Source organism: Streptomyces sp. NPDC048172 (assembly GCF_043202595.1).
In the GTDB taxonomy this organism is placed as follows: Bacteria; Actinomycetota; Actinomycetes; order Streptomycetales; family Streptomycetaceae; genus Streptomyces.
The window spans coordinates 445,964-468,254 of the sequence record NZ_JBIDAT010000001.1 but is presented as its reverse complement, the minus strand read 5'-3'; the positions used below and the strand labels follow the sequence as shown (position 1 = coordinate 468,254).

Below are 22,291 nucleotides of genomic sequence, written 5' to 3'. Positions count from 1 at the left end.
TCGAAGTCTCAGGGTGGGATGGGCCAGAATGGCGCGCGTGCCTTTCCTGTTGCTGATCGAGGACGATGACGCTGTCCGTACCGCCCTGGAGATGGGTCTGACCCGCCAGGGGCACCGCGTGGTGACCGCCGCGACCGGCGAGGACGGCCTCAAGCTGCTGCGCGAGCAGCGGCCCGACCTGATCGTGCTGGACGTGATGCTGCCCGGGATCGACGGCTTCGAGGTCTGCCGCCGGATCCGCCGCACCGACCAGTTGCCGATCATCCTGCTCACGGCCCGCAGCGACGACATCGACGTCGTGGTGGGCCTGGAGTCCGGCGCCGACGACTATGTCGTCAAGCCCGTGCAGGGCCGCGTGCTGGACGCGCGTATCCGCGCCGTCATGCGCCGCGGGGAACGGGAGTCGAACGACGCCGCCACCTTCGGCTCGCTGGTCATCGACCGTTCGGCGATGACCGTGACGAAGAACGGCGAGGACCTGCAACTCACCCCCACGGAGCTGCGGTTGCTGCTGGAGCTGAGCAGGCGGCCGGGGCAGGCGCTCTCGCGCCAGCAGCTGCTGCGCCTGGTGTGGGAGCACGACTACCTCGGTGACTCGCGGCTGGTCGACGCCTGCGTGCAGCGGCTGCGCGCGAAGGTGGAGGACGTGCCCTCGTCGCCGACCCTGATCCGTACGGTCCGAGGAGTGGGCTACAGGCTGGACACTCCCCAGTGACAAAAGCTCCCCCCACCGCCGGTTCCACCGGTTCCACTGGTTCCACCGCTCCCCCCACGAAGAGCAGTCGCGTGCGCGGATGGTTCGCCGGGATGCTGCCGACGCTCCGGCTGCGGCTCGTCGTCGTCTTCGCACTGGTCGCGCTGACCGCCGCCGTCTCCGCCTCCGGCATCGCCTACTGGCTCAACCGCGACGCGGTGCTCACCCGGGCCCAGAACGCGGCGCTGAACGACTTCCGCAAGTCCATGGAGGACAACGCGGGCAACCTGCCCCGCAACGTCGAGTGCGGGCAGCTGCGCGAGGCGGCCAAGAAGATGGCCCGTACGACGCAGAACTACCAGGTGCTGCTCATCGGCAGGACCGAGCAGGGCCAGCCCTGCGCGGCGGCGTCCAACGAGGACGACTTCACGCTCCAGCACGTGCCCGGCTCGCTGCGCGGCGCGGTCGCGAAGAAGCGCAATGTCGACTCGGCGAACTCGTACCCGTACCACCTGTACTGGCAGCGGATCACCAAGGACGGCAATCCGTATCTGGTCGGCGGCGCGAAGGTGATCGGGGAGAGTCCGACCCCGACCGGTTACATGCTGAAGTCGCTCGCGCCCGAGCGTGACGACCTCAACTCGCTCGCCTGGTCCCTGGGCATCGCGACGGGGCTCGCGCTGATCGGCGCGATGCTGCTCGCGCAGGCCGCGGCGACGACCGTGCTGCGGCCCGTACGGCGCCTCGCGGAGGCCGCGCGGCGGCTGGGCGAGGGCAAGCTCGACACCCGGCTGCGGGTCTCGGGCACGGACGAGCTGGCGGAGCTGTCCCGTACGTTCAACAGGACGGCGGAGTCGCTGGAGCACCGGGTCGCCGAGCTGAGCGCGCGGGAGGAGTCCAGCCGCCGCTTCGTCGCCGACATGTCGCACGAGCTGCGCACCCCGATGACGGCGATCTCCGCGGTGACCGAGGTGCTGGAGGAGGAGCAGGAGAACCTCGACCCGATGATCGCGCCCGCCGTGCAGCTCGTGGTCAGCGAGACCCGGCGGCTCAACGACCTGGTCGAGAACCTGATGGAGGTCACCCGCTTCGACGCGGGCACGGCCAAGCTCGTCCTCGACGACGTGGACGTCGCCGACATGGTGACCGCCTGCATCGACGCGCGCGCGTGGCTGGACGCGGTCGAGCTGGACGCCGACCGGGGCATCATGGCCCGCCTCGACCCGCGCCGCCTCGACGTGATCCTCGCGAACCTGATCGGGAACGCGCTCAAGCACGGCGGCTCGCCCGTCCGCGTCTCCGTACGGACCGAGGCCCGCGAGGACGGCGGCGACGAGGGCGACGAGCTGGTCATCGAGGTCGCCGACCAGGGCCCCGGCATCCCCGAGGAGGTGCTGCCGCACGTCTTCGACCGCTTCTACAAGGCGAGCGCCTCGCGCCCCCGCTCCGAGGGCAGCGGCCTGGGCCTCTCCATCGCCATGGAGAACGCGCACATCCACGGCGGCGAGATCACCGCGCGCAACGCCTCCGGGGGCGGCGCCGTCTTCGCCCTCCGCCTCCCGAGGGACTCGCGCCGGGTCGCGGAGGAGCGCGAGAACGGCGACGCGGACAGCGACGACGGCGGCGAGCGCGGCGAGCGCGGCGACAGCGCGGGCGACGGCGACGACGGGCCCCGGAACGACGAGCACAAGCGCAAGAAGAAGAACTGGTTCGGCAGGAAGAACGGCGGCAAGCGCGTGAGCGGGGACAGGGACGGCGACGGCGACGGGCGCGAGCGGGGCGGGGCATGAACCGTACGCGCCGGGCCAGGGCGCCCCTGGCCGCTCTCGTGGCCGTCTCCGCGCTCGGCGGGCTGCTCGCCGGGTGCGGGATCCGCTCGACCTCCGTCCCGGTGGACGCGGGTGCCGCGCCCTCGCGGGTGGGCTGCGTCCTGCCCGGCGACGACGGCAAGGACGCGGCGAAGGAGCCCGGGGTCCGCGTCTACCTGGTGTGCGGCTCGCGCGTGGCGCCGGTGGAGCGCCAGGTGCGGATGCCGGAGGGCCGCTCGTCGGCCGAGCGGCTGCCCGTCGCGCGCAAGCTGCTGGAGGAGCTGAAGCGGCAGCCGGACGCGACGGAGGAGGACGCGGGCTTCGAGACGGACCTGCCGGACGACCTGGAGATCACCGACGGCCGCAAGGGCGATCCCGACGAGGCGCTGCGGCTGAGCGAGCCGCTGGACGAGTTGCCGTCGTTCGCCCTCGCACAGATCGTCTGCACGTTCGCGGACACGGCCGCGGCCGACGCCAACAACGCGGTCACCCTCGGCGGCCCCGAGGGCGGCGAGGACGCCGACGGGGACGGCGGGAAGGCGGGACCGCCCCTCCAGCGCTTCGAGTGCGGGACGGCGCTGCGCACCCGCCCGGAGGCGGCGGAGACCGCGGGCACCAAGGTGTGACGCCGCTGTGACGGCTCTGGCACGTCGCCCCCGGAACCGGTGCCGCCGGGGGTGACGTCCTCAGAAGCGTGCAGCGCCTTGGCTCTGGCGGCGAAACCGCCGACCCCCGAATCCGTGTCGCGGGACTTCTCCTGCTGGCCGCGCATCTGCTGTTCGTCGGATGGCTGACGCTGCGCCCTCTGTCGGTGCCCTGGGTGGCACCCGCGAACCTGCATCCGCTCGCCACGATCCGCTCCGACCTGGACAGCGGGCCGCGCGCCGCGTTCGAGGGCATCGGGAGCGGACTGCTGCTGCTCGCCCCGCTCGGGGTGCTCCTGCCGCTGGCCGCCGGGCGGCTGCACCGCCCGCTGCCGGGCACGGCCGCCCGTACGGTCTTCGCGGGTGCGATGCTCTCGCTCGGTATAGCGCTGCTGCAGAGCGGGGTGCCGGGGCAGGTCGTCAACATCGACTCGGTGCTGCTGAACACCGTGGGGGTCGCCCTCGCGCAGTTCCTGCTCTTCCCGCCGCTGCGCCGGCTGATCCGGGGCCGCGACCGTACTCCCCCGTCTCCTCCCCGGGCCCGTACGCGGGTCCCTCTGCGGGAGGAGGGGGCTCAGGGATCGACCCCGAGAGCGACCAGGGTCGGCATCGCCCCGTAGCCCGACGCCCCGGGAGGCGGGCCGTTCTACCTTCGAAAGCAGAAGGAAACGAACGAGTCCGAGCAAGCCTCCCGAAGCGAAGGAGTCCCTGACATGTCCGCACTTACCCGCCCGCGTGAAGGCAGGATGATCGGCGGCGTGTGCGCCGGACTCGCCCGCCGCTTCGGCACCACCCCGACGACGATGCGCGTCATCTTCCTCGCCTCGTGCCTGCTCCCCGGCCCCCAGTTCCTGCTCTACCTGGCGCTCTGGGCCCTGCTGCCCGGCGCCGACCGCAAGACGGCCACGACGGCCTGGTGACGCAGCTGCCTGATGGCACCGCGCGCACGCCGACGGCGGGCGTCCCTCCGGTGAGGGGCGCCCGCCGTCGTACGTCCGTGGGCCCGGGGCTCAGCTGCTCAGCGGGAGGCCCTTGAGCGGGATGCCGCCCAGCATGCCGCCGCCGGGGGCCGAGGCGCCCGTCTCGCCGCCCGCCAGCGAGGTCTTGCCGGTCGCCTCGCCCTTCTGGCCGCCGTTGAGGGACTTGCCCGTCGCGTCGAGGGTGTCCGCGACCTCGCCGGGGAGGTCGGCGGCGGAGATGTTGTCGACGGCGGTGGTGGCGGTCTCGCCGACCGTGCCGAGCGTGTCGGTGGGACCGGCGGCGGAGGCGACGCCCGCGCCTGCGGCGGCGACGACGGTGCCCAGCGCGACGACGCCGAGGGACTTCTTGGTTGCACGCTTCATCTGTAACTACGTCCTCGTGATGGGGGCTTGAGCAGCCTGGCGAACGTAGCCAGGAATTCAGAGCACTGGCAAACACGTCGAAGCGGCCGGGAGTCGCGGGGAACGAAAGAGTCCCCGCGCCGTCACGGCCGCTTTTCCGCGCCGTCGGAACCCGCGGGAGCGACGGCAGAACCGCTGGTCACCAGGGTTCAGCGAGCGGAATCCCTGAACAGCCATTCGGATTTCAACTCCGCGTACCCCGGCTTGATGACTTCATTGATCATGGCGAGACGTTCATCGAAAGGAATGAACGCGGACTTCATCGCGTTGACGGTGAACCACTGCATGTCATCGAGCGTGTAGTGGAAGGTCCGCACCAGGTGCTCGAATTCCCGGCTCATGCTCGTGCCGCTCATCAGCCTGTTGTCCGTGTTGACGGTCGCCCTGAAGTGGAGCCTGCGCAGCAGCCCGATGGGGTGCTCGGCGTACGAGGGGGCGGCGCCGGTCTGGAGGTTGGAGGACGGGCACAGCTCCAGGGGGACGCGCTTGTCACGGACGTAGGCGGCGAGGCGCCCCAGCTTGACGGAGTCGTCGTCGTTCACCTGGATGTCGTCGATGATGCGCACCCCGTGCCCGAGCCGGTCGGCGCCGCACCACTGGAGGGCCTGCCAGATCGAGGGCAGGCCGAACGCCTCACCGGCGTGGATGGTGAAGTGGTTGTTCTCCCGCTTGAGGTACTCGAACGCGTCGAGGTGGCGGGTGGGAGGGTAGCCCGCCTCGGCGCCCGCGATGTCGAAGCCGACGACGCCCAGGTCGCGGTAGCGGTTGGCCAGCTCGGCGATCTCCAGCGCGCGGGCCGCGTGCCGCATCGCGGTGAGCAGCGCGCCGACCCGGATGCGCCGGCCCGCCTCGCGGGCACGGCGCTCGCCCTCGCGGAAGCCCTCGTTCACCGCCTCGACGACCTGCTCCAGGGTGAGCCCGCGCTCCAGGTGCTGCTCGGGCGCGAACCTGACCTCCGCGTAGACCACCCCGTCGGCGGCGAGGTCCTCGGCGCACTCGGCGGCGACCCGGAAGAGCGCGTCGCGGGTCTGCATCACGCCGACGGTGTGCGAGAACGTCTCCAGATACCGCTCCAGCGAACCGGAGTCGGCGGACTCGCGGAACCAGGTCTCCAGGCGGTCGGCGTTGGTCTCCGGCAGCGCGTCGTACCCGGTCTCGCGGGCGAGGTCGACGACGGTGGCGGGGCGGAGCCCGCCGTCGAGGTGATCGTGGAGCAGGGCCTTGGGGGCGCGGCGGATCTGCTCGCTGTCGGGAACGGTGCTGAGGGATTCGCTTACCATCACGGCACTCTAGCTCCTACGCGCGTAGATCGCATCCGTTCGCTCAACTTCGGTCGTGCGCAGCAGGGTTGGGGCCCGTGCCGCGCACAGTGATACGGAATGGTGATCGCGCGCTCCACGCCGTACACCGCGACTTCTGCCATCGTTCTGCCATGGCTCAGCGAGCGTTGCCCGAAAGGGAAGCACGACTGGGACGGCCGATGGGGGCCGTGAGCACGGCTCCGCAGGCCGTGGTACTGGTGCTGCCGGGAGGCGGCGCGGCCGAGAGCGTACGGCGCGGATCCGCCGTCGCGACGGCGACCGCGCTCCCGCTCGCGCGCCGTCTGGCGCGCGCCGCGCGGGAGGAGTTGCTCACCGCGCACGTCCTCCACTACCGCTTCCGCGGCTGGAACGGCGACGCGGCGCACCCCGCGCGGGACGCCGAGTGGGCGGTCGAGGAGGTCGTGCGCCGGTACGGCGACGTCCCGGTCTGCCTCGCCGGTACGGACGTGGGGGCGCGCGCCGCGCTCCGCGCCGCCGGGCACCCCGCCGTCGTCTCGGTGATGGGACTGGCGCCCTGGCTGCCGGACGGGGACGCGGCCGAGTCGGAACCGGTCAAGCATCTCGTGGGGCGCCGGGTGCTGCTGGTGCACGGCACGGACGACAGCCACACCGACCCCGAGCTCTCGTTCCGCTACGCGGAGCGGGCGAAGAAGGCGAACGGTGACGTCTGCCGCTTCGAGGTCCACAGCGACGGGCACGGGCTCCGCCAGCACGCCTCCGAGGTCACGGCGCTGGCCCGCGACTTCGTCCTCGGCACCCTCTGCGGGCGCGACTTCAGCCGCCCCCTCACCGACGCGATGGCCGCTCCCCCGCCCCTGGGCCTGCGCATGCCACTGGCCTCGGGCTTCGGGAAGACGCTCCGGGAGTAGGCCGTGCCCGATGGGGCTGCTGGGCAGGGGCTGCCCCTACCTGTCCGTCGCAGACCGCGGGTTGTGGCTGGTTGCTCGCGCAGTTCCCCGCGCCCCTGGGTCTCAGGGGCGCGGGGAACTGCGCGACAAGCCACGACGACGGCCGCGGCCTGCAACGCGCAGCAAGGGGCAGCCCCTGCCCAGCCCTGAGACGAGGGCAACCATGATCCGTCACCTGGCCTCGCAGAGCGCGGTGGTGACGAGGGCGTCCATGTCGTCGTCCTGGGCCTCGGTGCCGCCCGGGTCGAGGTTGGCCATCGCGGTCACGCGGCGGCCGTCGCGCGTGGCGCCCGCCGCCGTCTGGAAGCCGAGGCTGTCGCCGGTGTGCCCCCAGAAGAGGCCGCCGCAGGGCAGGGGCAGGCTCTCCAGACCGAGGCCGTACGCGCGTCCGTTGGGGTTTCCGGTCGGGCGGGTCGTCTTCATCGCGCGCAGTTCGGCCGGGCGCAGCAGCCGCCCGTCCAGGAGCGCGCCGTAGAACCGGTTGATGTCCCTGCCGCTGGAGATCATGCCCCCGGCGGACCCGCCGACCGTCGGGTTGTACGCGGTGCGGTCGAGGAGCCCGGAGGAGCCCGGGGGCTTCACGTAGCCGCGCGGGTGCGTGCCCGGGATGCGCGGGTCGTCGCCGGGGACGGAGGTGTCGTGCAGGCCGAGCGGCTGGATGACGCGGCGCTCGATCTCGGTCCCGTAGGGGTTGCCGGTGACCTTCTCGATGAGCATCCCGGCCACGATGTAGTTCGTGTTCGAGTACTTCCACTCGGTGCCGGGCTCGAACTGCCGGGGGTGGTCGAGCGCGAGGCCCACCAGGTCCTCGGGCTCGTAGTGGGTGAACGGGTTCTCGATGACGCGCTGCGGGGTGAGGTGTTCCAGGAAATCGGGCAGGCCGCTGGTCTGCTGGAGGAGCTGGCGCACGGTGATGTCGCGGCCGTCGTTGCCGTTTCCTCTGATCACGCCGGGCAGGTAGCGCTCGACCGGCACGTCGAGCGCGATCCGGTGCTCGCCGACGAGCTGCAGCACCACGGTCGCGGTGAAGGTCTTGGTCATGCTGCCGACGCGGAACCGGCTGGCGGGCGCCATCGGCGCACGGGTGGTGACGTCCGCGACGCCGCTGGTCATCGCCGTACGGCCGCGGTGGCGGACGTCCACCTCGGCCAGGGCGCCCGGCGCCCCGTCGGTGGTGGTCAGCCGCCGCAGGATCCGGCGGGTGTCGTCGTACGACGTGGTGTCCGTCGCCGTGTCCGTCGCCGCGGCGGGGGTCCCTGCGGCGTGCGCCGGGTTCGCCGGGGCCGCCGCGCTCACCGTGAGCGCCGCCGCCGCGGCGCACACGGCGCCGATCACGCGGGTACGTCTGGGCATTCCGTTCTCCTCACCCTCGGGTGAACTCACGCTAGAACGCCCGGACTTGCCCCGCCTCGCCCCTGTGGACCACCCGCCACACCCTCCCCCCTTAAGGGCCACCCGGAGGCTCCACCTAGCGGCGGGTGCCGGGCTTGGGGAGGGGGCGGCGGGGCGGGAGGGAACGGGGCATCGGGGCGTGCTGGGGGCGGTTGCCGCGGTGGGGGTGGTGCCGGTTCTTCGACGGGCGCATACGGTCTCCTCTTCGAGGACGGCAGTTGATGTACTCTGCTTGCAGTGGTTAAAACGTAGTACTGCACCCGCAGTGGTGTCAACGCCCTCTCCGCAACCGAATCCCGGGAGCCCGCCCATGCGACAGAATCCGGAACGCCGCACCGCGCTGCTCGACGCCGCCATCGAGGTCCTCGCCAGAGAGGGGTCGCGCGGGCTCACCCTGCGCGCGGTCGACAAGGAGGCCGGGGTCCCCACCGGCACCACGACCAACTACTTCTCCGACCGCGCCGAGCTGCTCCGCCAGATCATGGCCCGTACGAACGAACGCCTCACGCCGGACCCGGAGGCGCTGGCGGAGACCATGAAGGCGGCGCCGGACCAGAGGCTGAACGTCACGCTGCTGCGGCAGCTCGTGGAGCGGATGCGCGGCGACCGCAGCAGCCACCTGGCCATGCTGGAGCTGCGCCTGGAGGCCACCCGCCGCCCCGAGCTGCAGGAGGATCTGACCCGCACCTTCACGCGGATGCTCGACTCCAACATCGAGTGGCACCTCGGCGCGGGGCTGCCCGGCGACCGCGACACCGTCCTGCTGCTCTACCTCGCCATGCTCGGCGTCATCGTCGACGACCTGACCGTGCCGGGGCTGCTGGAGCCGTACGGCGTCGACCACATCATCGAGACGCTCGTCGCCCGCAGCCGCCCCTGAGCCGCGGCTACGGCGTCCGCTTCATCCCCGCGTGCACCGTCGCCGCGACGAGGAGGAAGGCGTCGGGGCGGGTGCGGAGGGAGTGCGGGGACGCGTCGTCCAGCAGCGCGTCGAGGGTCTCGACGTCGTCCTTGGCGAGGCGGTCCGCCAGGACCTCGCGGGCGCGCGCGGTGTACGCGACGAGGTGCTCGCGCGCGGCCGCGCCCAGCGGGGCGCGCAGTTCGGTGACGAACGTACGGCTGCCGGCCGGCGTCAGGCCCGCCTCCGTGAGCATCGCGGGCCAGTCCTCCACCGTGCGCACGGCGTCCGGCAGGTCGTCGCGCATCTCGCCGAACCACTCCTCGTTCGCCGCGTCCAGGCGGGCCTGGAGGCCGGGGCGGCCGAGGCCGATGTCGCGGGGCAGGAAGCGCAGGGGCAGGCCCCCTTCCCGTACGGCCAGCACGCCGCCCGGGTTGAGCGTGCGGGCGAGCGCGCCGAGGGCGGCCCGCTGGTCGCCGAGATGGTGGACGACATGGCTGGTCCAGACGAGATCGGCGGCGCCCAGTCCGGCGAGCCCCTCGGGGAGTTCGGCCCGGAGGGCGGTGACCCGGTCGGCGAGGCCCTCGCGGGCGGCGCGGGCCCGCGCGCGGTCGAGGAGCCCCTCCGCGCCGTCCACGGCGACGGTCTCGGCCTGCGGGAAGCCGTGCGCGAGCGCGGCGGTGCTCACGCCGGGGCCGCTGCCCAGGTCGATGACGCGGCCGACGCTCGCCGCGCCGCAGCCGCCCTCCAGCAGCAGGCCGCGCAGCCAGGCCACGGACTCCTCCATGGCGTCCGCGCGGAGTTCGGCCTCGCGTTCGAGGCGGTCGGCCATGGCCTCCCAGTCGAAGTCGTAGTCGCCGTCGCCGCTGCCGCCGCCGTCATGACCGTGGCCGTGGCCGTGACCGTGGTGGTGGTGTGCGCTCACGGGTCCTCCTCGTTCCTCGCGTACGTACGGCGAGCGTGCCGCCTCCCCGGGACCACGGCAATTCCCATTGCCGTTTCCGGGACGGAAGTCTCAGCCCGAGAGGAGCTGGCCCCGGCGGCCGAGCAGGAACTTCTTGAACGCGGCGACCGGCGCCGTGTCCGGGCGGCCCGCCCGCCACGCGAGGCCGATCTCGCGGACGGCGCGCGGCGCGGTGACCGTCAGCTCGTGGACGCCGGGGCGGGCGATGACCGGCGGCGGGAGGAGCGCCACGCCCAGGCCCGCGGCGACGAGCCCGCGGATCGTCTCGGCCTCCTCGCCCTCGAACGCGATACGCGGCCGGAACCCGGCCTCCGCGCACAGGGTGTCGAGGATGCGCCGCATCCCGTAGCCGGGCTCCAGGGTCACGAAGGACTCGTCGGCGGCCTCGGCCAGCCGGACCCTCTTGCGCGCCGCGAGCCGGTGGTCGTCGGGTACGACCAGGCGCAGGCGCTGCTCGTCGAGGCGGCGGGCGACGAGGTCCGGGGCCTCGGGGCCCGGCACGGGCGAGGTGAGGCACAGGTCGAGTTCGCCCGCGCGGAGCCGGTCGAGCATGGCCTCGCCGTAGTTCTGCACGAGCGAGAAGCGGACCCTGGGGTGCTCGGCGCGGAACTCGCGCAGCAGCCCCGGCACCGTCTCCCAGCCCAGGGTGTGGAGGAAGCCGAAGGCGACCTTGCCGGTGGCGGGGTCGGCGTCGGAGCGCACGGACTCGGCGGCCTGCTCGACGGCGGCGAGCGCGCGTTCGGCCGAGGCGAGGAACGTACGGCCCGCGGGCGTGAGCGAGACGGCGCGGCCGTGGCGGGCGAACAGGGCGACTCCGAGGTCCCCTTCGAGCCGGGCCAGCGCGCGGCTGAGCGAGGACTGCGGCACGCCCAGCTCGTGCGCGGCGCGGGTGACGTGCTCGTGGCGGGCGACGGCGGCGAACTGCGCGAGGCGCGGGGTGAGCGCCATGCCCCACTCCGCCCCCTCCCCCACTGTGCCTGATGTGACGGAAGTGTCTTTGCCGTTGCGTGACGGTGACATGGCACGTCCCTAGCTGCGGTGATGCATAATTGGAACGATTCTTGCAGTTCCGTGCATTGGACGGATGAAAAGGGCCGCCGTACGTTCAGGGCATGCCTCCTGTTGATACCAAGGCGTCCGTCGACACGACGGGCGCCAGTACCGCCGATCCCGAAGCGACCAAGCTCAGCCCCGGCGACCCCGGGCACGGGCGGATGCGGCTCGCGCTCTTCGCCGCGGGCCTCTCGACGTTCGCGCTGCTCTACTCGACGCAGGCCATGCTCCCGGAGATCTCCCACGACCTGGGGGCCGCGCCCGACCAGGCCAGCTGGACCGTCTCCGGCGCGACGATCGGCCTCGCCGTCGCCGTGCTGCCGCTGGCCGCGCTCTCCGAGCGCTTCGGACGGCGCCGGATGCTCACGCTCTCCATGGCGGTGGCCGTCGCGCTCGCGCTGCTCATCCCCTTCGCGCCGGACCTGAGCACGCTGATCGCGCTGCGTACGCTCCAGGGCGCGGCCGTCGCGGGCGTACCCGCCTCGGCGATGGCGTTCCTCGCGGACGAGGTACGGGCGCGGCATCTGGTCGGCGCCGTCGGGCTCTTCGTCGCGGGCAACAGCGTCGGCGGGATGAGCGGACGCATCCTCACCGGCTGGATCACGGAGGCCTGGGGCTGGCGCGCGGGCCTGGGCGCGGTGGCGCTCACCTCGCTGCTGTGCGCGATCGCGTTCCGGCTGCTCGTGCCGCCCGCGCGGCACTTCACGCCCGCCTCGCTGCGGCCCCGCGAGGTAGCGGCCACCGTGCGCGGGCACCTCGGCAACCCGCTGCTGCTGCGGCTGTACGCGATCGGGCTGCTGTTCATGGTCGTGTTCGGCGCGGTCTACACGGTCATCGGCTACCGCCTGGTCGCCGAGCCGTTCGGCCTCTCGCAGGGCCTCGTCGGCTCGATCTTCGTCATCTACCTCGTCGGTACGGTCGCCTCCGCCACGGCCGGACGGCTCAACGCGCGGCTGGGCCGCCGCGGCACGCTCTACCTCGGCATCGGCACGGCCACGGCGGGCCTGCTGCTGAGCCTCGCCGACAGCCTCGTCGCGATCGTGCTCGGCCTGGTCCTGATCACGGCCGGGTTCTTCGCGGGCCACGCGGTGGCCTCCGGCTCGGTCAGCCGCACCGCGACGCACGGCGCGGCGCAGGCCTCCGCGCTCTACCAGATGGCGTACTACATCGGCAGCTCGCTGGGCGGCGCGCTCGGTGCCCTCGCCTTCGCGGCGGGCGGCTGGGCGGCGACCGTCGCCCTGGGCCTCACCGCGATGACCCTCGCGGGCGGCATCACGCTCTATGCGACCCGGCGGGCTGCCGTTACTGCCCGTACGGCCTAGGTGATTGCCCTCAGCTGTGGCTGCTGAACAGGGGTAGCCCCGTGCCCATGCGTTGCAGGCTGCGGCTGCGTCGTGGCTTGTCGCGCAGTTCCCCGCGCCCCTAGAGGTACGGGGCGCTCCGAGGAGCGCCCCGTACCTCTAGGGGCGCGGGGAACTGCGCGAGCAACCACCCACCACCCGCAGCCTGCGACACACAGGCAGGGGCAGCCCCTGCCCAGCCCCGACTACGCGCCCGTGGCCCGCTCGCACGCGCGTACGTAGTCGCGTACGAGCGGGCTGCGGTCGTCCGCGCGCCAGGCGAGGGCCAGCCTGCTGGGCGTGATGTCACGCACCGGACGGGTGACGACGCCGCCGAGGGTGATCAGCGGCGCGTTGCCCGTGGCGACCAGGACGACGCCGCGGCCGTCGACCAGCGCCTCGTACGTCTCCTCCGTGCTGGAGATCTCCCCGCCGATACGGGGCGCGCGGCCGTCGCGCGCGTCGAGGGCCAGCCAGTAATCGCGCAGTTCGCCCGCGCTCTCGGGGAGGGCGAGGAACGGCTCGTCCCGCAGCTCCGCGAAGTCCACCTCGTCCCGCGCGGCGAGCGGGTGGGACTCGGGCAGCGCGACGAGCCGGGGCTCGGTGGCGACGACCAGCCAGCGGAAGCGCTCGGCGCCGGGCAGCGGCAGCCAGACGAACGCGACGTCGCACCCGCCGTCCGCGAGGCCCGCCGTCGGATCGTCCCAGGAGACCTGGCGCAGCCGTACGTTCACCACGTCGCGCAGCTCGGTCAGGCGCGACCGTACCGAGGGCAGCAGGCCGCTGCGTCCCGGGCTGGTGCTCATGCCCACGACGAGGGTCTCGCGCTGCTCCTGCACGGCCCGTTCGACCGCGTGCCGGGCGGTGTCCCACTCGTCGAGCACCCGGCGGGCGTGCGGCAACAGCGCCGCGCCCACCGGTGAGAGCCGTACGCCCTGCCGGTCGCGCGCGAACAGCTCGGCGCCGAGCTGCCGTTCGAGCATCCTGATCTGCTTGCTGAGCGCGGGCTGCGACACGTAGAGCCGCTCGGCGGCGCGCGTGAAGTGCAACTCCTCGGCGACGGCGAGGAAATACCGCAGGTCTCTCCCGTGCACGTCCATAACCATCAGCTATCACGCCAGGTCTTGGACGGGCAACGGCCGGACACGGAAGTCTGTTCGTCAGAACGACGGCTACGGGAGGAACGGAACTCATGAGCAAGGTCTGGCTGATCACGGGCGGCGGCAGCGGATTCGGGCGGGCGCTCACGGAGGCGGCGGTCGCGGCGGGCGACGTCGTCGTCGCGGCGGCACGGCGCACCGCGCCGCTGGCCGACCTGGTGGCGGCGCACCCGGACCGGGTCGAGGCGCTGGCGCTGGACGTGACGGACGGGGCGGCCGTCGAGGCGGCCGTACGGGACGTGGTGGAGCGGCACGGCCGTATCGACGTCCTGGTCAACAACGCGGGCCGCACCCACGTCGGCGCCGCCGAGGAGACCACGGAGGCGGAGCTGCGCGAGCTGTTCGAGGTCCACGTCTTCGGCCCGGCGGCCCTGGTGCGGGCCGTGCTGCCGCACATGCGGGCCCGGCGGTCCGGGGCCATCGTGCAGATGAGCAGCATGGGCGGCCAGATGTCCTTCCCCGGCTTCTCCGCGTACAGCGGTACGAAGTTCGCGCTGGAGGGCATGTCCGAGGCCCTGGCCGCGGAGGTCGGCCCGCTCGGCATCGACGTCCTGATCGTCGAACCCGGCGCCTTCCGCACCGGCCTCTTCTCCGGCGACCCGGTGAGCGCCCTCGTCGAAGGTTCGGAGGACTACGAGGAGACGGTGGGCCCGACCCGCCGCATGGTCGCCACCTCCGACGGCACGCAGCCGGGCGACCCGGCGAAGGCCGCCGCGGCGATCCGCGCGGCCCTCGACGCGGACCGCACTCCGCTCCGCCTCCCGCTGGGCGGCGACGCGGTCGACGCGCTCCTGTCCCACCTGGACACGGTCCGCGCCGACGTCACGACCTGGGAGAAGCTCTCCCGCGACACCCTCGTGGAGGAGTGAGTCCGAACTACTCGCCCTCGTCGGGGAAGACCTTCGTGTCAAGTACGAGGTCGAACGGGCCCGGAAGTTCGATCTGCCCCCCGAACGGCACGGCCTTCAGCACCCGGTAAACCCCGTCCTTGGGCTCACCGTAGAGCGTGACAGTGGGGCCGCCGGGTGCGTACCGGTCGACGAGGAGGTAGAGGGGAACGCCTGCCTTGGCGTAGGTCTCGGCCTTCTTGATCCGGTCGTGGTTCGCGTTGGCCGCGGACGTGACCTCGACGACCAGCTCCGCCGCTGCGGCGGGCACGTAATGGCCGCTCTCGGAGAGCACCACTGTGTCCGGCACCACGGCCAGGTCTGGGATGAAGAGGCTGCTGCGGGACGGGACGGCGGCACCGAGGGTCTGGTAGATGCCCCAGTCCTCCGGAATCACGGAGTAGAGGCGGCGCTGGATCCTCTCGGCGATGTAGTTGTGCCTGTTGTCGGGCGGCGGTGTCACGGTGACGATCCCCTCGATGATCTCCACCTTGCAGCCCTCGGGCGCGTCCGTCTCCTCCCAGATCCGGACGAGGTCGTCCCACTCGTGCCCGTTGGAGGCCGAGTGGTCGACGGTGAGTGCGCTCATGGCGGTCTCCTCATATCGATGCGTCACCGATACCAGCATGCCGAACGGAGCCCGTGCCGGTCCACGGACTCCGTTCACCCAAAAGGGAATCGCCAGGTCAGGGCGGTGTCAGCCCACCCGGTCCAGGATCAGCGGGGTCGGGGTGAAGGACTCCGACGGGCCCACCTCGTACGCGCCGTCCAGCGCCGCCTCCGCGTAGGAGAAGGCGTCGGGGGTGTCCGTGTGGAGGGTCATCAACGGGGTGCCCTCCTGGACGCGGTCGCCGGGGCGGGCGTGGAGTTCGACGCCCGCGCCCGCCTGCACCGGGTCCTCCTTGCGCGCGCGGCCCGCGCCCAGGCGCCAGGCGCAGAGGCCGACCGCGTAGGCGTCGAGGCGGGTGAGGACGCCGGACGAGGGGGCCCTCACTACGTGCTGTTCGCGGGCGCGCGGGAGGGGCGCGTCCGGGTCGCCGCCCTGGGCGGCGATCATGCGGCGCCAGACGTCCATCGCGCGGCCGTCGGCCAGGGCCTTGGCCGGGTCGGCGTCGCCGAGGCCCGCCGCGTCCAGCATCTCGCGGGCCAGCGCGACGGTCAGCTCGACCACGTCCGCCGGGCCGCCGCCCGCGAGGACCTCCACCGACTCCCGGACCTCCAGCGCGTTGCCCGCCGTGCGGCCGAGCGGGGTCGCCATGTCGGTGAGGAGCGCGACCGTCCGTACGCCGTGGTCGGTGCCGAGCTCGACCATGGTGGTGGCGAGTTCGCGGGCGTCGTCCAGGTTTTTCATGAACGCGCCGGAGCCCGCCTTGACGTCCAGGACGAGGGAGCCCGTGCCCTCCGCGATCTTCTTCGACATGATCGAGGAGGCGATGAGCGGGATCGACTCCACGGTGCCGGTGACGTCCCGGAGCGCGTAGAGCCGCTTGTCGGCGGGGGCGAGGCCGTCGCCCGCCGCGCAGATGACGGAGCCGACGTCGCGCAGGACGTCCAGCATCTCCTCGTTGGTCAGCGAGGCGCGCCAGCCGGGGATCGACTCCAGCTTGTCCAGCGTGCCGCCGGTGTGGCCGAGGCCGCGGCCGGAGAGCTGCGGCACGGCCGCGCCGCAGGCCGCGACGAGGGGGGCGAGCGGGAGGGTGATCTTGTCGCCGACGCCGCCCGTCGAGTGCTTGTCGGCCGTCGGGCGGGGCAGCGCGGAGAAGTCCATGCGCTCCCCCGAGGCGATCATCGCGGCCGTCCAGCGGGCGATCTCGGGGCGCGTCATCCCGTTGAGGTAGACCGCCATGGCGAGCGCCGACATCTGCTCGTCGGCGACCTCGCCCCGGGTGTAGGCGTCGATGATCCAGTCGATGTGGTCCGCGGTCAGCGGGTGTCCGTCGCGCTTGGCGCGGATGACGGAGATGGCGTCCATCCCGACCATGTGGTGCTTCCTTTCGGTGGGGACCCGGGGGCTACGGAAGCTCCTCCGGGCCGAACGCGTCCGGCAGCAGCTCGGACAGGGGGCGGATGCCGGAGGGCGCCTCCAGCAGCAGGCCCGGTCCGCCGTGCTCCCACAGCAGTTGGCGGCAGCGGCCGCAGGGGGCGACCACGCGGGCGTCGTCGCCGCCCACGCAGGTGAAGGCGACCAGACGGCCGCCGCCCGTCGCGAACAGCGCCGAGACCAGGCCGCACTCGGCGCACAGCCCCACGCCGTACGACGCGTTCTCGACATTGCATCCGGTGATCACGCGGCCGTCGTCGACGAGCGCCGCCGCGCCGACGGGGAAGCCCGAGTAGGGGGCGTAGGCCCGGGCCTGGGCCTCCAGGGCGTGCGCCCTGAGGGCTTCCCAGTCGACCCCGTCGGCAGCGTCGGCGTCCGTCACCGGCTCACGTCCCTTCGCCTCTGCGGTACGTCTTGCCGATCGCCTTCGGCGGTCTCAGCCGCTGCGCCGCGAGGGAGAGCACGAGCAGCGTCGTGATGTACGGCGTCATCTCGACGAACTCCAGCGCGACGGTGTCGGTCAGCGCGTACCAGAGCACCAGCAGTACGGCGATGATGAGGCTGACGCCCGCCTGGATCTTGGCGGCACGCCGCGCCGCGGACAGGCCGCCGCGCAGCTTCCAGATCGCCAGGCCCACGAGCAGCACCGCGACGAGCAGCAGCAGCGCGTGGACGGTCGGGCCGCCCGCGCGCAGCCGCAGCGCGTCCATGAAGCCGAAGAGGCCCGCGCCCATCGCGACGCCGCCCGGCCGCCAGTTGCCGAAGATCATGGTGGCGAGGCCGATGTAGCCACGGCCGCCCGTCTGGTTCTCCTGGTAGATGTGCACGCCGATGGCGAGGAACGCGCCGCCGAGCCCGGCGAGCGCGCCGGAGACGGTGAGCGCCGCGTACTTGTACGTGTAGACGTTGACGCCCAGCGACTCCGCGGCCGTCGGGCTCTCGCCGCAGGAGCGCAGGCGCAGCCCGAACGAGGTGCGCCACAGGACGAAGAAGGTCGCCACGAAGAGCACGGCGGTCAGCAGCGTCAGCCAGGACACCTCGAAGACCAGCGAGCGCAGGATGCCCGCGAGGTCGGAGACGAAGAACCAGCCGTGCTTCTCGATGTCATGGAGCCAGTCGGAGAGCCAGGGCACGGTGAACGTCGGCATGTCGTCCATCGGTGGCGACTGTTTGGTGTTGCCCCCCGCGGCCTGCGCCTCGCTGCCGTCCTCGCCGAACCAGAGCTTGGCGAGATAGCGGACGAGGCCCAGCGCCAGGATGTTGATGGCGACACCGGAGACGATGTGGTCGACGCCGAAGGTGACGGTCGCCAGGGCGTGCAGGAGGCCGCCGAGGGCGCCGCCCAGGATGCCCGCGAGCGCCGCCATCCACGGCCCGTGCTGCCAGCCGATCCACCCGGCGGCGAACGTGCCGAGCATCATCATGCCTTCGAGGCCGATGTTGATGACCCCGGCCCGCTCGGCCCACAGACCGCCGAGTCCGGCGAGGCCGATCGGGACGGCCGCGCCGAGCGCGGAGGAGAACTGCCCGCTGTCGGTGAGCTGCTCGGAGCCCGTGACGATCCGGGTGAGGGAGAACAGGACGAGCCCGCCCGCGATGATCAGCAGGACCATCGGGTACGTCAGCCGGAACCGTCCGGTGTCCGGCGCGGCCTTGGCCCCGTTCGGGCCCTTGGGCCCCTTGGGCGTGGCCGTGGCTTGCGTGGTCACGCGGACACCTCCGCCTTGTCCTGGGTGGCTGCGCGCGCGCCGAGCTCCGCGCCGACCTTGCGCTGCTGGGCGCGGAGCCCGTAGCGGCGCACGGTCTCGTACGCGATGACGACGCAGAGCACGATCACGCCCTGCATGACGCCGACGATCTCCTGCGCGTACTCCTCGAATTCGAGCTGGATGCCGGTCCGTTCGAGGAAGCCCCACAGCAGCGCGGCGAACGCCATGCCGATGGGGTGGTTACGGCCGAGCAGCGCGATGGCGATGCCCGTGAAGCCGACGCCCGCGGGGAAGTCGGTGCCGTAGTTGTACGACTCGTTCAGCAGCGTCGGCATGCCCACCAGGCCCGCCACGGCGCCCGACAGCAGCATGCTGGTGACGACCATGCGCTTGACGCTGACGCCGCTGGCCGAGGCCGCCGACTCGTTGCGGCCCACGGCGCGCAGGTCGAAGCCGAAGCGAGTACGGCCGAGCACGAACCAGTAGGCCAGCCCGATGACGATCGCGATCACGATCGTGCCGTAGATCGGCTTGGGGTCGGTCGGGATGGTGAAGAAGTGGCTGGAGGCCGGGATGTTGGTGGTGTGGAAGAGGTTGCCGTCCTTCACCGCCAGCCGGTCCTCGGAGAGGAAGTAGCCGATCAGCGAGCCCGCGATGGAGTTCAGCATGATCGTGGTGATGACCTCGCTGACGCCGCGCGTGGTCTTCAGCACGCCCGCGATGCCCGCCCAGACCGCGCCGACCGCCATCGCCGTGAGGATGATGACCGGGATCTGGATGACGCCGGGCAGCGAGAGCGCCCCGCCGACGACCGCCGCGAAGAACGCGGCGACGCGGTACTGGCCGTCCACGCCGATGTTGAAGAGGTTCATCCGGAAGCCGATGGCGACGGCGGCTGCCGAGAGGTAGTACGGGATCGCCTTGTTGATGATCCAGACCTGGCTGTCGCTCTTCGAGCCGAAGTCGAGCATCACGGTGAAGGCGTGGATCGGGTCCTTGCCGCTCGCCATGATGACGAGCGAGGAGAGGATCAGCGCCGCCACGATGGCGAGCAGCGGCGCGGCGAGCGCCAGGATCAGCTTCTCCTTGGTGAACTTCGCCCGGAGACCTTCGAGTTGGCTCATCGTTCGCCCTCCGGCGCTTCGTCCGCCGCCGCCTCGTCCTCCGACGTCGCGTCTCCCGGATCGGCGGGGTCGGCGGGGTCGGCGGACGGTTCCGGGTGTTCCAGGTGGCCGGTGGCCGTGCCCGTCATCGCGGAGCCCAGCTCCTCGGGCGTGACGGTCGCCGGGTCCGCGTCCGCGACGAGACGGCCCCGGTACATCACGCGCAGCGTGTCCGAGAGGCCGATCAGCTCGTCGAGGTCGGCGGAGATCAGCAGCACCGCGAGTCCCTCGCGCCGCGCCTCCCGTATCTGGTCCCAGATCTGCGCCTGCGCGCCCACGTCCACGCCGCGCGTCGGGTGCGCGGCGATCAGCAGCTTGGGGTGGTGGCTCATCTCGCGGCCGACGATGAACTTCTGCTGGTTGCCGCCGGAGAGGCTGGCCGCGGTCACCTCGATGCCGGGCGTACGGACGTCGTAGTCGGCGACGATCCGCGTGGCGTCGAGGCGGGCGTCCTTGAGGTCGAGCAGCTCGACGCCGAGGACGCGGCCCTTGGTGTTGGGCGGCTCGGTGGCGTGCCCGAGGATGCGGTTCTCCCAGAGCGGGGCCTCCAGCAGGAGCCCGTGCCGGTGCCGGTCCTCGGGGATGTAGCCGATGCCGTCCTCGCGGCGCTTGCGCGTCGGGGCGTGCGAGATGTCCTGGCCGTCGAGGGTGAGCGCGCCGCTGTCCGGGTCGCGCATGCCCATGATGGCCTCGACCAGCTCGGCCTGCCCGTTGCCCTCGACGCCCGCGACGCCGAGCACCTCGCCCTTGTGGATGGTGAACGAGATGCCGTCCAGCACGGCCCGTACGACCCCGTCCGGGTCCGTCGCCGACAGGTGCAGGTCCTCGACGCGCAGCATCGGGGTCTCCGTCACCGTCGACTCGCGGGTCTCCGCCGAGGGCAGCTCGCTGCCGACCATCAGCTCGGCGAGCTGCTTGGGCGTCGTCTCGTCCGGCCGTACGGAGGCGACCGTCGTGCCGCGCCGGATCACGGTGATCGCGTCGGCGACGGAGAGGACCTCGCCCAGCTTGTGGGAGATGAAGATGACGGTGAGGCCCTCGGACTTCAGCTCGCGCAGGTTGTCGAAGAGCGCGTCGACCTCCTGCGGCACGAGCACCGCGGTCGGCTCGTCGAGGATCAGCGTACGGGCGCCGCGGTAGAGGGCCTTGAGGATCTCCACGCGCTGCCGGTCGGCGACCCCGAGGTCCTCGACGAGCAGGTCGGGACGGATGCCGAGCTGGTAGGCGTCGGACAGCTCCATGATCCGCTTACGGGCCCTGCCGCCGATGCCGTGCAGGCCCTCGGCCCCCAGGACCGTGTTCTCCAGGACCGTGAGGTTGTCGGCGAGCATGAAGTGCTGGTGCACCATGCCGATGCCGCGGCTGATCGCGTCGGCGGGGCTGCTGAAGGAGACCTGCTCGCCGCCCAGAGCGATGGTGCCCTCGTCCGGCTTCTGCATGCCGTAGAGGATCTTCATCAGGGTCGACTTGCCGGCCCCGTTCTCGCCCACGAGGGCGTGCACGGTGCCGTGCTGGACCGCGATGTCGATGTCGCGGTTGGCCACCACGCCGGGGAACCGCTTGGTGATCCCGCGCAGCTCGACGGCGAGGTCGCCGGTGCTCTCCTCCGGCGGTGGGTCGCTGCTCTTCTTCGTTGAGGGTGTGATGACGTACTCCTCCCATACTCATCCCGCCGCGACGGAACGCCGTCGCGGCGGGAAGAGGGGGCCTATGGGGTCACGGCTTCGAGGGGACCTTGATCTTGCCGTCGACGATCTCCTTCGACGCCTTGTCGATGTCGCCCTTGATGTCGTCGATGAACCCGCCGGAGGTCGCGACGGAGACGCCGTCCTGCTTCAGGTCGAAGGTCTGGTTGCCGGAGAGCGGCTTGCCGTTCTTCACGGACTTGACCAGCTCGAACACGGCGACGTCGACGTTCTTGACCGCCGAGGTCAGCACGGCCTTCTTGTACTTCTCCAGGCCCTTCTGGCGGTACTGGTCGGAGTCGACGCCGATCGCCCAGGCACCCTTGACCTTGCTGACCTCTTCGATCGAGCCCGCGCCGGACTGGCCCGCGGCGCTGTAGATCACGTCGTTGCCGCGCGAGAGCATGCCCTTGGCCATGTCCTTGGCGCGCGCCGGGTCGTTGAAGCCCTTGTCGGACTCCTTGTAGAGATAGTCGGTCTCGACCTTGATCTTCGGGTCGGTGTCCTCGACGCCCTTGACGTAACCGGCCTCGAACTTCTGGATCAGCGCGTTGTCCACGCCGCCGATGAAGGAGACCTTCTTCTTCTTGGTCTTCTTGGCCGCGGCCACGCCCACCAGGTACGAGGCCTCGTGCTCGGCGAAGGTCATCCCGACGACGTTCTTGCGCTGGGAGCCGGAGTCGACGACGCCGAAGGTGGTGTCGGGGAAGTCCTTGGCGACCTTGTTGATGGACTTGCCGTAGTTGAAACCGACGCCGATGACCGGGTTGTAGCCCGCCTCGGCGAGGGAGGTCAGCCGCTGCTCGCGGGTGGCCTCGGTCTCGTTGTTCCCGGCCGTCATCTCCTTGGTCTTGACGCCGAGTTCCTTCTCCGCCTTGTCTGTACCGCGCGCGGCGGCCTCGTTGAAGGAGTGGTCGTCGCGACCGCCGACGTCGAAGGCGAGCCCGACGCCCTTGTTCTTCTTCTTACCGCCAGACTCCGTAGAGCTCTCACCGCACGCGGTGGCGGTCAGTGCGAGGACCGCGGTGGCGGTGGCCGCGGCGGCAAGCCTTGTTACCCGACGCAAGAGGACGTCCCCTTCGACTCTCGGAAGCGCAGAAGCGCGGAAGCGCGCGAGCGCCTCTTCCGGCGCTGCTTTCGGCACACATTAACGCGCGTAGAATTCCCGCAGAAGACAGTGCGCGGGCCGTTATCGGATCGCAGCGTAGGGGCCGGTTCCGCCGCCCCCACCAACCCGTCCG

Annotated in this window: 22 protein-coding genes; 9 read left to right on the top strand and 13 right to left on the bottom strand. The window is 71.9% G+C overall.

What is annotated here, in order from left to right; genetic code table 11:
* Positions 1 to 37: 37 nt before the first annotated feature.
* The 5 genes from afsQ1 (at position 38) to ACGF3A_RS02190 (ending at position 4,066) form a co-directional block, all read left to right on the top strand.
* A complete protein-coding gene (afsQ1, locus tag ACGF3A_RS02210) occupies positions 38 to 715 on the top strand; it encodes a two-component system response regulator AfsQ1 (protein WP_344527775.1) in 678 nt (225 codons plus the stop codon).
* Between the two features lie 92 nt (positions 716 to 807).
* On the top strand, positions 808 to 2,484 hold the full coding sequence (locus ACGF3A_RS02205) for an ATP-binding protein (RefSeq protein WP_393727104.1): 1,677 nt from the start codon (positions 808 to 810) through the stop codon (positions 2,482 to 2,484).
* Positions 2,481 to 3,128 carry a hypothetical protein gene (locus ACGF3A_RS02200; RefSeq protein ID WP_393724845.1) on the top strand — a complete coding sequence of 216 codons (648 nt, stop codon included), beginning with the start codon at positions 2,481 to 2,483 and terminating at the stop codon, positions 3,126 to 3,128. Before ACGF3A_RS02205 ends, ACGF3A_RS02200 begins: the two co-directional genes overlap by 4 nt.
* Positions 3,129 to 3,196: 68 nt before the next feature.
* Positions 3,197 to 3,766 (top strand): VanZ family protein, encoded by a 570-nt coding sequence (locus ACGF3A_RS02195; RefSeq protein WP_393724843.1) that lies wholly within the window; start codon positions 3,197 to 3,199, stop codon positions 3,764 to 3,766.
* Between the two features lie 93 nt (positions 3,767 to 3,859).
* Complete coding sequence (locus tag ACGF3A_RS02190; protein ID WP_393724841.1) at positions 3,860 to 4,066, top strand: PspC domain-containing protein; 207 nt, start codon at positions 3,860 to 3,862, stop codon at positions 4,064 to 4,066.
* Between the two features lie 90 nt (positions 4,067 to 4,156).
* Here ACGF3A_RS02190 and ACGF3A_RS02185 read toward each other — a convergent pair whose 3' ends face one another.
* Both ACGF3A_RS02185 and ACGF3A_RS02180 read right to left on the bottom strand, forming a co-directional pair.
* Positions 4,157 to 4,489, bottom strand: coding sequence for an ATP-binding protein (locus ACGF3A_RS02185; RefSeq protein ID WP_393724839.1), 333 nt, complete (start codon positions 4,487 to 4,489; stop codon positions 4,157 to 4,159).
* A gap of 188 nt (positions 4,490 to 4,677) precedes the next feature.
* On the bottom strand, positions 4,678 to 5,808 hold the full coding sequence (locus ACGF3A_RS02180; RefSeq protein WP_393724837.1) for an adenosine deaminase: 1,131 nt from the start codon (positions 5,806 to 5,808) through the stop codon (positions 4,678 to 4,680).
* Positions 5,809 to 5,960: 152 nt separating this feature from the next.
* Here ACGF3A_RS02180 and ACGF3A_RS02175 point away from each other — a divergent pair, with 152 nt between their 5' ends.
* A complete protein-coding gene (locus ACGF3A_RS02175; RefSeq protein WP_393724836.1) occupies positions 5,961 to 6,719 on the top strand; it encodes an alpha/beta hydrolase in 759 nt (252 codons plus the stop codon).
* A 210-nt stretch (positions 6,720 to 6,929) separates the two neighbouring features.
* Here the strand turns inward: ACGF3A_RS02175 and ACGF3A_RS02170 are convergent, their stop codons facing one another.
* Positions 6,930 to 8,111, bottom strand: a complete 1,182-nt coding sequence (locus tag ACGF3A_RS02170) for a serine hydrolase domain-containing protein (protein WP_393724834.1) — start codon at positions 8,109 to 8,111, stop codon at positions 6,930 to 6,932.
* Between the two features lie 349 nt (positions 8,112 to 8,460).
* Between ACGF3A_RS02170 and ACGF3A_RS02165 the strand changes: the two genes are divergently transcribed.
* Complete coding sequence (locus ACGF3A_RS02165) at positions 8,461 to 9,030, top strand: TetR/AcrR family transcriptional regulator (RefSeq protein WP_393724832.1); 570 nt, start codon at positions 8,461 to 8,463, stop codon at positions 9,028 to 9,030.
* A 7-nt stretch (positions 9,031 to 9,037) separates the two neighbouring features.
* Here the strand turns inward: ACGF3A_RS02165 and ACGF3A_RS02160 are convergent, their stop codons facing one another.
* Both ACGF3A_RS02160 and ACGF3A_RS02155 read right to left on the bottom strand, forming a co-directional pair.
* Positions 9,038 to 9,973 carry a class I SAM-dependent methyltransferase gene (locus ACGF3A_RS02160; RefSeq protein WP_393724830.1) on the bottom strand — a complete coding sequence of 312 codons (936 nt, stop codon included), beginning with the start codon at positions 9,971 to 9,973 and terminating at the stop codon, positions 9,038 to 9,040.
* Positions 9,974 to 10,063: 90 nt separating this feature from the next.
* Positions 10,064 to 10,960 (bottom strand): LysR family transcriptional regulator, encoded by an 897-nt coding sequence (locus tag ACGF3A_RS02155; RefSeq protein ID WP_393724828.1) that lies wholly within the window; start codon positions 10,958 to 10,960, stop codon positions 10,064 to 10,066.
* A gap of 164 nt (positions 10,961 to 11,124) precedes the next feature.
* On the opposite strand from ACGF3A_RS02155, the gene ACGF3A_RS02150 reads away from it, so the two are divergent.
* Positions 11,125 to 12,387 (top strand): MFS transporter, encoded by a 1,263-nt coding sequence (locus ACGF3A_RS02150; RefSeq protein WP_393724826.1) that lies wholly within the window; start codon positions 11,125 to 11,127, stop codon positions 12,385 to 12,387.
* Positions 12,388 to 12,611: 224 nt separating this feature from the next.
* Here ACGF3A_RS02150 and ACGF3A_RS02145 read toward each other — a convergent pair whose 3' ends face one another.
* Positions 12,612 to 13,511: a LysR family transcriptional regulator gene (locus ACGF3A_RS02145; RefSeq protein WP_393724824.1), complete on the bottom strand. Its 900-nt coding sequence runs from the start codon at positions 13,509 to 13,511 to the stop codon at positions 12,612 to 12,614.
* Positions 13,512 to 13,597: 86 nt separating this feature from the next.
* Here ACGF3A_RS02145 and ACGF3A_RS02140 point away from each other — a divergent pair, with 86 nt between their 5' ends.
* Positions 13,598 to 14,434, top strand: coding sequence for an oxidoreductase (locus tag ACGF3A_RS02140; protein ID WP_393724823.1), 837 nt, complete (start codon positions 13,598 to 13,600; stop codon positions 14,432 to 14,434).
* Between the two features lie 7 nt (positions 14,435 to 14,441).
* Here ACGF3A_RS02140 and ACGF3A_RS02135 read toward each other — a convergent pair whose 3' ends face one another.
* The 7 genes from ACGF3A_RS02135 to ACGF3A_RS02105 all read right to left on the bottom strand — a co-directional run bounded on the left by ACGF3A_RS02135 (position 14,442) and on the right by ACGF3A_RS02105 (position 22,116).
* Positions 14,442 to 15,041, bottom strand: a complete 600-nt coding sequence (locus ACGF3A_RS02135) for a Uma2 family endonuclease (protein ID WP_393724821.1) — start codon at positions 15,039 to 15,041, stop codon at positions 14,442 to 14,444.
* Between the two features lie 108 nt (positions 15,042 to 15,149).
* Positions 15,150 to 16,424 carry a thymidine phosphorylase gene (locus tag ACGF3A_RS02130; RefSeq protein WP_393727102.1) on the bottom strand — a complete coding sequence of 425 codons (1,275 nt, stop codon included), beginning with the start codon at positions 16,422 to 16,424 and terminating at the stop codon, positions 15,150 to 15,152.
* Between the two features lie 40 nt (positions 16,425 to 16,464).
* Positions 16,465 to 16,875 carry a cytidine deaminase gene (locus ACGF3A_RS02125; RefSeq protein ID WP_393724819.1) on the bottom strand — a complete coding sequence of 137 codons (411 nt, stop codon included), beginning with the start codon at positions 16,873 to 16,875 and terminating at the stop codon, positions 16,465 to 16,467.
* A gap of 4 nt (positions 16,876 to 16,879) precedes the next feature.
* Positions 16,880 to 18,202 (bottom strand): ABC transporter permease, encoded by a 1,323-nt coding sequence (locus tag ACGF3A_RS02120; protein WP_393724817.1) that lies wholly within the window; start codon positions 18,200 to 18,202, stop codon positions 16,880 to 16,882.
* The gene (locus ACGF3A_RS02115; protein WP_393724815.1) at positions 18,199 to 19,326 is read right to left on the bottom strand and encodes an ABC transporter permease; all 1,128 of its coding nucleotides are present in this window, start codon (positions 19,324 to 19,326) and stop codon (positions 18,199 to 18,201) included. Before ACGF3A_RS02115 ends, ACGF3A_RS02120 begins: the two co-directional genes overlap by 4 nt.
* Positions 19,323 to 20,909 carry an ABC transporter ATP-binding protein gene (locus ACGF3A_RS02110; RefSeq protein WP_393727100.1) on the bottom strand — a complete coding sequence of 529 codons (1,587 nt, stop codon included), beginning with the start codon at positions 20,907 to 20,909 and terminating at the stop codon, positions 19,323 to 19,325. Before ACGF3A_RS02110 ends, ACGF3A_RS02115 begins: the two co-directional genes overlap by 4 nt.
* Before the next feature lie 172 nt (positions 20,910 to 21,081).
* Positions 21,082 to 22,116 carry a BMP family protein gene (locus ACGF3A_RS02105; protein ID WP_393724813.1) on the bottom strand — a complete coding sequence of 345 codons (1,035 nt, stop codon included), beginning with the start codon at positions 22,114 to 22,116 and terminating at the stop codon, positions 21,082 to 21,084.
* Between the last annotated feature and the right edge of the window lie 175 nt (positions 22,117 to 22,291).

Excerpts from the sequence above, each read along its gene's own strand:
- ACGF3A_RS02170 (WP_393724834.1), bottom strand. The coding sequence starts at position 8,111 with ATGCCCAGACGTACCCGCGTGATCGGCGCCGTGTGCGCCGCGGCGGCG.
- ACGF3A_RS02140 (WP_393724823.1), top strand. The coding sequence starts at position 13,598 with ATGAGCAAGGTCTGGCTGATCACGGGCGGCGGCAGCGGATTCGGGCGG.
- ACGF3A_RS02180 (WP_393724837.1), bottom strand. The coding sequence starts at position 5,808 with ATGGTAAGCGAATCCCTCAGCACCGTTCCCGACAGCGAGCAGATCCGC.
- ACGF3A_RS02175 (WP_393724836.1), top strand. The coding sequence starts at position 5,961 with ATGGCTCAGCGAGCGTTGCCCGAAAGGGAAGCACGACTGGGACGGCCG.
- ACGF3A_RS02155 (WP_393724828.1), bottom strand. The coding sequence starts at position 10,960 with ATGGCGCTCACCCCGCGCCTCGCGCAGTTCGCCGCCGTCGCCCGCCAC.
- ACGF3A_RS02165 (WP_393724832.1), top strand. The coding sequence starts at position 8,461 with ATGCGACAGAATCCGGAACGCCGCACCGCGCTGCTCGACGCCGCCATC.
- ACGF3A_RS02150 (WP_393724826.1), top strand. The coding sequence starts at position 11,125 with ATGCCTCCTGTTGATACCAAGGCGTCCGTCGACACGACGGGCGCCAGT.
- ACGF3A_RS02115 (WP_393724815.1), bottom strand. The coding sequence starts at position 19,326 with ATGAGCCAACTCGAAGGTCTCCGGGCGAAGTTCACCAAGGAGAAGCTG.
- ACGF3A_RS02130 (WP_393727102.1), bottom strand. The coding sequence starts at position 16,424 with ATGGACGCCATCTCCGTCATCCGCGCCAAGCGCGACGGACACCCGCTG.
- ACGF3A_RS02200 (WP_393724845.1), top strand. The coding sequence starts at position 2,481 with ATGAACCGTACGCGCCGGGCCAGGGCGCCCCTGGCCGCTCTCGTGGCC.
- ACGF3A_RS02145 (WP_393724824.1), bottom strand. The coding sequence starts at position 13,511 with ATGGTTATGGACGTGCACGGGAGAGACCTGCGGTATTTCCTCGCCGTC.
- ACGF3A_RS02205 (WP_393727104.1), top strand. The coding sequence starts at position 808 with ATGCTGCCGACGCTCCGGCTGCGGCTCGTCGTCGTCTTCGCACTGGTC.
- ACGF3A_RS02135 (WP_393724821.1), bottom strand. The coding sequence starts at position 15,041 with ATGAGCGCACTCACCGTCGACCACTCGGCCTCCAACGGGCACGAGTGG.
- ACGF3A_RS02190 (WP_393724841.1), top strand. The coding sequence starts at position 3,860 with ATGTCCGCACTTACCCGCCCGCGTGAAGGCAGGATGATCGGCGGCGTG.
- ACGF3A_RS02185 (WP_393724839.1), bottom strand. The coding sequence starts at position 4,489 with ATGAAGCGTGCAACCAAGAAGTCCCTCGGCGTCGTCGCGCTGGGCACC.